Source organism: Diaphorobacter ruginosibacter (assembly GCF_040396215.1).
In the GTDB taxonomy this organism is placed as follows: domain Bacteria; phylum Pseudomonadota; class Gammaproteobacteria; order Burkholderiales; family Burkholderiaceae_C; genus Diaphorobacter_A; species Diaphorobacter_A ruginosibacter_A.
Genome location: NZ_JBEBOW010000143.1, coordinates 1 through 8,883 on the forward strand (window position 1 = coordinate 1; position 8,883 = coordinate 8,883).

The following is an 8,883-nucleotide window of genomic DNA, read 5'->3' on the forward strand; positions in this document are numbered from 1 at the left end:
TTGCCGCTTTGCGGCATGAGGGCCTGAGCCTTACTCGGCGCGGATGTCCTGGTCCTTGATGATCCTGCCCATCGTCGCCGTGTCCGCCTTGATGCGGTTGGCCAGCCCCTCGGGCGAAGAGCCCACGGCTTGCCAGCCCTGCTGGAACAGCCTGGCGCGCACTTCGGGCGAGCGCGCAATTTCGATCAGCGCGGCCGACAGGCGGGTGCGTATGTTCGCGGGCATTCCCACAGGGGCGGCGAATGCGTTCCACATTTCCAGATTCAGGTCGGGAACGCCTGCTTCCGCGAGGCTGGGCACATCGGGCGCGAGCGTGCTGCGCCCCGCTGCCGTGACCCCGATCAGCCGCAGCTTGCCCGCCTTTTCCTGGGCCTGAGCGAGCGCGGGCGGCAAAAGCGCCATTTGCAATTGCCCGCCCATCATCGCCTGCGCGACCTGCGGATAGCCGGGGTAGGGCACGTGCACGGGCGCGATGCCGGTGCGCGCCTTCAGCAGCTCGGTGCCGATATGGCCCACCGTCCCGACGCCGGGCGTACCGTAGCTCCACTTGTCGCCCGCCTTCCTGGCAGCGGCAAGGAAGGCGCGTGCGTCCTTGCCGTCCGGCGCATCGGGCAGGTGCACCGGCGCGGTCAGCACCAGCGGCGATACGCCGACCAGCGTGAGCGGCGCCAGATCCCTCTGCGGGTTGTAGGGTACGCGTGAGTTGATCAGGTTGGCGATGGTGAGATTGCCGTTGATGAACAGGCCGATGGTGTGGTCGTCCTTGGCCTTGGCGACGTAATCGGCGGCGATGTTGCCGCCCGCGCCCACCTTGTTTTCCACGATGACCGGCTGGCCGATCATCTGCGACAGCGGCTCGGAGAACGTGCGCGCGGTCAGGTCGGGAGATGAGCCGCCCGGGAACCCCACGATGATGCGCAGCGGCTTGCTCGGCCAGCCGGCGGTGGCGTTCGCCGGCGCGGCGGCGGCCGGCGCCGTGAGCAGCGTGCTGGAGGTGGCTGCCAGCGCCAGCGCCAGCATGCTGCGGCGGGCCATCGGGATGTCGGTGGACATGTGCTTGATTCTTTCTTCTATCTGCGATTGACCAAAATAAAAGCGCGCAGCCCTTGGGGGTGCGCGCCTTGGATTATCCGCCTCCCGTTGTCCGGGGTGTGGCGGCGGGCCCGACGGGGGAACGCTCAGGCGTACTCGGCCAGCGCCTTCTTCATCTTCTTCATCGCGGCCACCTCGATCTGGCGGATGCGCTCGGCGCTCACGCCGTACTCGGCGGCCAGCTCATGCAGCGTCATGCCGCCGGAGCCGTCGTCGTTCACCCTCAGCCAGCGCTCTTCCACGATGCGGCGGCTGCGCTCGTCCAGCCCTTCAAGGGCGGTGGTGATGCCGTCGCTCGCCAGGCGATCGCGCTGGCGGTGCTCGATCATGGCCGTGGGCTCGTGGCTGGCGTCCGAAAGGTAGCCGATCGGGCCGAAAGCCTGCTCGCCGTCATCGCCCGGAGCCGGGTCCAGCAGAACGTCGCCGCCCGACAGGCGGGTTTCCATCTCGATCACTTCCTCGCGCTTGACGTTCAATTGCTCGGCCACCATGTCGATCTCATGGTCGGACAAGGTGTCGCGATGGGCCAGGGCGTCGTCCATGGCCGCATCGGCCTTGAATCCCTGCTTCATCGACCGCAGATTGAAGAACAGCTTGCGCTGCGCCTTGGTGGTGGCCACCTTGACCATGCGCCAGTTCTTCAGGATGTACTCGTGGATCTCGGCCTTGATCCAGTGCATGGCGTAGGACACCAGGCGCACGCCCTGGTCGGGGTCGAAGCGCTTGACGGCCTTCATCAGGCCGACGTTGCCTTCCTGGATCAGGTCGCCATGCGGCAACCCGTATCCGAGATACTGGCGGGAGATGGAAACCACCAGGCGCAGGTGCGAGAGCACCAGGCGTCCGGCGGCGTCCACGTCGTTGTTTTCCTTCAAACGGCGGGCGAACGTCTGTTCTTCATCCGCTGTGAGCAGGGGCAGCCGGTTCACAGCAGAGATGTAGGCATCAAGATTCCCGAGCGGAGGCACCAGGGCCCAGGGGTTGGCGGGTGCCAGAGACGTCGAGGACGATGCTGTTGGCAGTGTCATCAGGGACATCCTTTCATCAATGCGGTTCATGTTAGCACTCTGTTGGAGGGAGTGCTAAGAGAAAAGTTCCCAACTTCGCCAGTTGGGTATGAATTTTCTGATTGCAAGACCGGTGCCGGCCGGGATGCGGCCCATCGTCAACTTGGAGCATCTTATTTTGTACGGTGCGCGGATGCAGGCCAAGTCCTGGAACTTCGATCTCGTTCGTCGGCAAAGTTCCTACAGGACATGCCAGATGGCGGCTGCGCCGCCCGCTGTTTCATCAAATATTCCGATGCTCAGAACGTTGAATATTTGTTTTCTTTAGGAAACAGCGATGATTATGATGGGCATCTTCCGAAGAAGACGCTCAATGCCGTCGAAGAAAAGACCAAGGAGACAATATGCCGCAGACAATGGCATCGATCAGCGTGGATGACATCGCGGCGCAGGTCGGCGACGGGTGCCGGCTGGCCATGCCCGTGGATTACGCCGGGGTGCCGATGGCCGTGGTTCCCGCTTTGCTGCGCAGGGCGCCGCGCGACCTGGACCTGGTCGGGGTGCCGACAGCCGGGCTGTCTTTCGACATCCTGATCGGCGCGGGACTGGTCCGCAGCCTGGAGACCAGCGCGGTCAGCCTGGGCGAGGCGGGTGGCGCGCCGTGCTTCATGCGGGCGATCGCCAACCGCTCGATCCAGATGAAGGACAGCACCTGTCCCGCGATCCACGCGGGCCTGATGGCGGCGCAGAAGGGCTCGCCCTTCACCACGCTGCGCGGGCTGATCGGCACGGATGTGCTGATGCACCGTCCGGACTGGCGGGTGATGCAGAACCTGTTCTCGGTGGAGCCTGATCCGGTGGTGGCGATTCCCGCCCTGCACCCGGACGTCTCGGTCTTTCACGCTCCCATGGCGGACCGCGAGGGCAACGTGTGGATTGGCCGCCGCCGCGAATTGGGCGCGATGGCCTATGCCAGCCGCAAGACCTTCGTGACGGTGGAGCGCATTGTCGAGCACCGGCTGCTCGATGACGAGGTGACGGCTGCGGGCGTTCTGCCGGCCATCTACGTGGATGGCGTGGCCGAGGCGCGCAAGGGTGCGTGGCCCTATGGCCTGTGGGGCGAGTACGCGCCCGATACGGCGCAGCTGCAGCGCTATGCGCGGATGGCGCGTACCGAGGAAGGGTTCAGGCAATGGATTGCGGAGGTGTACGCATGAGCGAAGTGAGCTTGCGCGAGCGGCTGATCGTCACGATCGCCTCGCTGCTGGATGGCGCGCGCCACGTGGCGGTGGGTGCGTCTTCGCCGATTCCGGCGGCTGCGGCCATGCTGCTGCGCGCGCGAAAGGAGGCCGCGAACGAGCCGCTGGTGCGGCTGTCGATCCTGGGATCGGTGAAACACAATCTTTTCACCAACGGATCGGCGGAACTCTTCGACTGCGCGGGCCAGGGCCGCATCGATGCGTTCTTTCTGGGCGGCGGCCAGATCGACGGGCAGGGCAACATCAACCTGGTGGGCGTGGGGGAATATCCCGACACGCGCGTGCGCTGGCCCGGATCGTTCGGCTCCGCCTATCTGTATTTCACGGTGCCCAAGGTGATCCTGTTCCGCGAGGAGCACTCGCCGCGTGTGTTCGTGGAGAAGGTTGATTTCATCAGCGCGCCCGGAACGAGTGATCCGGGCGTGTACCGCAAGGGCGGCCCGTATGCGCTCCTCACCGGCCTGGGGCTGTTCATGTTCGATGCGCAGCGTGCGCGTTTTCGCCTGGTGCATACGCACCCCGGCCACACGCTCGACGAGATCCGGGCGGCCACGGGCTTCGACTTCGACGTCGATCCGCAGCTTGGCACCACGCCCGCGCCCGATGCCGATACGTTGGCGCTGCTCAGGGGGCGCGTGCTCGAGGAGCTGCGTGAGACCTATCCGGATTTTGCACAACAACTAACCAAGGAGATCGCTGCTCATGCGGAGTGATAAAGCAGGCGCGGGCGCGCTGGCCGGAGTGCGGGTCATCGATGCCAGCCGTGTGCTGGGAGGGCCGTTCTGCGGCCAGATCCTGGGCGACCACGGCGCCGATGTGATCAAGATCGAGCCGCCCATGGGGGACGAGACGCGCGGCTGGGGGCCGCCGTTCGTGGGCGATGCGGCGAGCTATTTCATTGGCGTGAACCGCAACAAGCGCGACGTGCCCATCGACGTGACGCAGCCGCTCGGGCAGGAGCTGCTGCTGCGCCTGCTGGAGGACGCGGACGTCTTCATCGAGAACTTCAAGATCGGCACGCTCGAGAAGTGGGGGCTTGGCGGCGACGAGCTGCGCAAGCGCTTTCCGCGCCTCGTGCACTGCCGCGTCTCCGGCTTCGGCGCCGACGGCCCCTACGGCGGCCAGCCCGGCTATGACGCCGCGGTGCAGGCCATGACGGGCCTGATGAGCGTGAATGGCGAGCCGCAAGGCCAGCCGCTGCGCATGGGGGTGCCCATCATCGACATGGTCACGGGCATGAACGGCGTGATCGGCATTCTGCTGGCTCTGCAGGAGCGCAACCGCAGCGGGGAGGGGCAGTTCGTCGAGGCGACGCTCTACGACTCGGGCGTCTCCATGCTGCATCCGCAGTTGCCCAATTTCTACCTGAACGGCAAGGTGCCGCAGCGCTCGGGCAACCGCCATCCGAACATCTGTCCGTACGATGCCTTCGAGACCCGGACGGTTCCGCTGTTCCTGGCCGTGGGCAACAACCGCCAGTTCGTCACGCTATGCAAGGTGCTGGGCAAGCCGGAGCTGGGCACGGACGAGCGCTATGCGAGCAACGCGCTGCGCAACCAGCATCGGGACGCGCTGCGCGACGAGCTGGAGGCGCTGCTGTCCGGGCGCGACGGCCTGCAGGTCTCGCAGGAGCTGGTCGCGGCCGGCGTGCCGTGCGGGCCGGTGCGCACCATCGACCAGGTGGTGGCGGACCCGCATACGCATCATCGCGGAATGATCGTGGACATCGATGACTACCGCGGCACCGGCGCGCCGGTGAAGCTCTCGCGCACGCCGGCCAGCTACCGCAGCCGTCCGCCGTCGTTCGCGCAGCACACGGACGAGGTGCTCAGAGAGCGGGGCATCGATCCGGCCGCATATGAAAGCGTGCTGCCGCGCAAGCCGGCGGCATAGGTCACCGCGCACTTGGGACGCCCACGGCCGCGCTGCCGGACGGGGCATCCGCTCATCCGGGAGCACCTGCTTGTTGATCAGATCACTGCGCTCCTTCCTGGCGCTTCACCGTTACGGAACCATCGTCGCAGCCGCCGAGAAAGTGCACCTTTCGCAGGCGGCGGTGAGCGTGCAGCTCAAGAACATGGAGGATGAGCTGGGCATCGCCCTGTTCGTGCGCACCAGGCGTTCGCTCGAATTCACATCCGCCGGGCGTCAACTGGTGCCGCTGGCCGAGAAGATGGTGTCCATCTACGAGGAGATGAAGGCGCTCGGGGGCGATGGGCCGATCGGCGGCTTTCTGTCGTTGGGCGTGATCAACAGCGCGCTGGGCGGCGTGCTGCCGCAACTGCTCAAGGAGATGACGCAGAAAAACCCGGGGCTGGAGGTCAAGATCATCGCGGGCATTTCCGGCGAGTTGCTCACCCAGGTGAACCGGGGCACGCTCGACATGGCCATCGTCACCGAGCCGCCGCAGCGCTTTCCCACCAACCTGAGCGTGCACTATCTGTACAGCGAGCCGTTCGCGCTGCTCGCGCCCGCCGAGGTTCCCTATCAGGATCTGGGACAGGCATTCAAGTCCTCGACGCCCTATATCGCGTTCGATCGCAGCACCTGGGCGGGGCAGATGATCGATGAATTCCTCATGAAGCGCGGAGTGATGACCAAGCCGTCGATGGAGCTCAATTCGCTCGATGCGATCGCGGCGCTGGTCAGCCAGGGGCTGGGCATCTCCATCGTGCCGCTGATCCGCGGCGCGGCCTGGCACGAGAGCCCCAATCTGCACGTCGTTCGCCTGCCGCATTTCGAGAGGCCGGTGTCGCTGATCACCCGCGCGTCGCACGAACATGATGCGCTCACCGCCCTGCTGCTGTCATCGTTCAGTACGGCGGACTGGAACCCCTGAACGCTTCCCGATGCGCGGCGCGCTGCGGCTCAGCCATGGCGGCGCGCGGGCTCGCGCATCAGCACGAATTCTTCCGCGGAGGTCGGATGCATCGCCATCGTGCGGTCGAAGTCCTGCTTGGTGGCGCCGGCGCTGAGCGCGATCGCCAGGCCCTGGATGATTTCCGGCGCGTCCGCGCCCAGCATGTGGATGCCGGTCACCCGGCCGGAGCCGCGCTCGACGATGAGTTTCATGAAGGTCTGCTCCTGGCTTCCCACGAAGGCTTTCTTCATCGGACGGAACCGGCTGACGTAAACGTCGGTCGGTCCTCGCTCCATGGCCTGTGCTTCCGTCATGCCGATGGTGGCGATGGGCGGCGAGCAGAACACGGCGCTGGCCACGTTGTCGTGGCTGACCCGGGCAGGGCGGCCGCCGAACTCCGTGTCCGCGAACGCGCGGCCCTCCGCGATGGCGACGGGGGTGAGGTTCACGCGATTGGTGACGTCGCCGATCGCCCAGATGCCGCGCGCCGCGGTGCGGCTGTCCGCATCCACGGGAATGGCTCCCGCCGCGTCGGTGGCGATGCGGACGGTGTCGAGGCCGAGATTTCCCACGTTGGGACGCCGGCCCGTGGCGTTGAGCACCGCATCGGCGCTCAGAGCTGCCGCGTCTGCGCGGCGCAGTTCGAATCCGTGGGCGGTCCGCACCAGTTCCTGCGCGCGCACGCCGGCGTGCAATGCGACGCCGCGCGCCTCGAGCGCCTGCGCCGCATGCTGGCGCAGGTCTTCGTCAAAGCCGCGCAAAGGCCGCTCGGCCCGGTAGGCCATGGTGACCTGCACGCCGAACTGGGAGAGGATGGAGGCGAATTCCACCGCGATATAGCCCGCGCCGATCACCAGCAGCGACCGGGGCAGCTCGGTGAGCTGCAACACGTCGTCGGACGTCCACGCCAGATCCAGGCCCGGGATGCCCGTGGTGGATGGCGCGCCGCCCGTGGCGATGAGAATGCGTTCGGCCAGATAGCGCTGGCCGTTCGCTTCGACGGCGCGCTCGCCCGCCAGGCGCGCATGGCCGAGCAGCGTGTGCACGCCGGAGCTCTCCAGCATCTGGCGGTACACGCCCTCCAGGCGGTTCAGCTCCCTGTCCTTGGCCTGTGTCCAGCGCCCGATGTCGAAATCGGCCGACACCTCGCTCCAGCCGAAAGCGCCGGCATCGGCGAAGCAGCCGCGCATCTCCGATGCGTACATCATGAGCTTCTTGGGAATGCAGCCGCGCAGCACGCAGGTGCCGCCTATGCGCGTGCCTTCGATGAGCAGCACCCTGGCTCCATGGGCGGCCGCGCGGCGCGACGCGGCAATGCCGCCCGAGCCGGCGCCGATGACGATGAGATCGAATGTGTTGGAGTGGGACATGCCGTGGTTGTGGTGGCGACAGAGGAATGCGCAAGCGCTGAGGCCTGCGTAGTATGGCGGACAAGGCGCCACGGTGGCGCCTGAGGCTCAATTCCCGAAATTCAGTCCGGCGGATTTTGTCGCGGTGATGTATGACTGGAGATCGCCTGCAACGCGTGCCGTCATTTGTTCGGGGGTGCTGGGGGTGACCTCGATATCAAAGCTCTCGATCCTGGCTTTCACATCGGGCATGGCGAGGATCTGGTTCAGCGCCGCATTGGTTTTCCTGACGATGTCGGCGGGCATGCCAGGGGGAAAGGCAAAGCCGTACCAGACGCCTACTTCAAAATCGCCGGGCACGCCGGCTTCCGTCATTCCGGGCACGTCGGGAAACGTGGGAGCGCGCTTGCGGCTGGTCACCATCAGTGGGCGCAGCTTGCCCGAGTTGATGAACGGCTTGGTGGCCGTCGTGGTGTCGATGATGTATTCCACCTCCTTGGAGAGGATGGCGTTGAGCGCTGGCGAGCTGCCTTTGTAGGGCACGTGAATGCCGTCGAGCCTGGTGGCGTTCTTGATCATCTCTGCCGCGAAGTACGTGCCGAAGCAGCAGGATGCATAGCTGGGCCGGGCGTTCTTATCCTGCGTCGCCTTTTCAAGGTCCTTGAAATGACGGATGGGGGAATCCGCGCCCACCGCCAATAGATAAGGGGATTGTCCGATCAATCCGATGAATGAGAAATCGTTCACGGGGTCCATCGGGAACTCTTTCTTCACGACCTTGTTGAGCGCGAAGCTGCTGGTGGTCAGTCCGATGGTATGTCCGTCCTTGTCCGCGCGCGCGACGGATTGCAGCGCGATGACCATGTCGCCGCCCGGCTTGTTCTGGACGACCACCGGGGTCTCCCATTGCTCGCTGAGCTTCTGGCCCACGAGGCGCGCAAGAATGTCCGAAGCGCCGCCGGGAGCGAAGGGCACGATCAGATTGATGGGCTTGCCCTTCTTCGGATAGTCCTGCGCCAGCGCGCTGCCGCCCATCATGAAAATACTGGCTGCCGTGATGGCAACGGGCAGAAAAATACGCTTCACCATTGTCTCCTGTAGTTTTGATTGCATGTCGGTGCCGGCGCATCGCGTCCCGGGATGGGTGAGGCGCGCGGGCGTGCCGCCATCAAAATGTATTGAAGATGGAAGAAGCGGTGGTTCGCTTTTATCGAGGCTGAAACTGGATATTTTTAAAGTCCGGATGCTCGCGCGGATACCGTGCGCGCGAGCATCGCTTTCCGTGAAGGCGATGCGTCCGGAGCCTGGTGCCGCCA

8 protein-coding genes are annotated in these 8,883 nt (G+C 65.5%); 4 read left to right on the forward strand and 4 right to left on the reverse strand.

Going from position 1 to position 8,883, the window contains the following annotated elements:
* Positions 1-30: 30 nt before the first annotated feature.
* On the reverse strand, positions 31-1,053 hold the full coding sequence (locus tag ABWP92_RS14845) for a Bug family tripartite tricarboxylate transporter substrate binding protein (RefSeq protein ID WP_353236171.1): 1,023 nt from the start codon (positions 1,051-1,053) through the stop codon (positions 31-33).
* Positions 1,054-1,178: 125 nt separating this feature from the next.
* Positions 1,179-2,120: an RNA polymerase sigma factor RpoH gene (gene rpoH, locus ABWP92_RS14850; protein ID WP_353236172.1), complete on the reverse strand. Its 942-nt coding sequence runs from the start codon at positions 2,118-2,120 to the stop codon at positions 1,179-1,181.
* A 383-nt stretch (positions 2,121-2,503) separates the two neighbouring features.
* Here rpoH and ABWP92_RS14855 point away from each other — a divergent pair, with 383 nt between their 5' ends.
* From ABWP92_RS14855 to ABWP92_RS14870, 4 genes are all read left to right on the forward strand, one after another.
* A complete protein-coding gene (locus ABWP92_RS14855; protein ID WP_353236173.1) occupies positions 2,504-3,316 on the forward strand; it encodes a CoA transferase subunit A in 813 nt (270 codons plus the stop codon).
* Positions 3,313-4,071, forward strand: a complete 759-nt coding sequence (locus tag ABWP92_RS14860; RefSeq protein WP_353236174.1) for a CoA-transferase — start codon at positions 3,313-3,315, stop codon at positions 4,069-4,071. Before ABWP92_RS14855 ends, ABWP92_RS14860 begins: the two co-directional genes overlap by 4 nt.
* The gene (locus ABWP92_RS14865; protein WP_353236175.1) at positions 4,061-5,251 is read left to right on the forward strand and encodes a CaiB/BaiF CoA transferase family protein; all 1,191 of its coding nucleotides are present in this window, start codon (positions 4,061-4,063) and stop codon (positions 5,249-5,251) included. The genes ABWP92_RS14860 and ABWP92_RS14865 overlap by 11 nt, the downstream gene beginning before the upstream one ends.
* A gap of 70 nt (positions 5,252-5,321) precedes the next feature.
* The gene (locus tag ABWP92_RS14870; RefSeq protein ID WP_353236176.1) at positions 5,322-6,197 is read left to right on the forward strand and encodes a LysR family transcriptional regulator; all 876 of its coding nucleotides are present in this window, start codon (positions 5,322-5,324) and stop codon (positions 6,195-6,197) included.
* A 29-nt stretch (positions 6,198-6,226) separates the two neighbouring features.
* Here ABWP92_RS14870 and gorA read toward each other — a convergent pair whose 3' ends face one another.
* Both gorA and ABWP92_RS14880 read right to left on the reverse strand, forming a co-directional pair.
* Complete coding sequence (gene gorA / locus ABWP92_RS14875) at positions 6,227-7,588, reverse strand: glutathione-disulfide reductase (protein ID WP_353236177.1); 1,362 nt, start codon at positions 7,586-7,588, stop codon at positions 6,227-6,229.
* A gap of 87 nt (positions 7,589-7,675) precedes the next feature.
* Positions 7,676-8,653, reverse strand: a complete 978-nt coding sequence (locus ABWP92_RS14880) for a Bug family tripartite tricarboxylate transporter substrate binding protein (RefSeq protein ID WP_353236178.1) — start codon at positions 8,651-8,653, stop codon at positions 7,676-7,678.
* Positions 8,654-8,883: the final 230 nt, after the last annotated feature.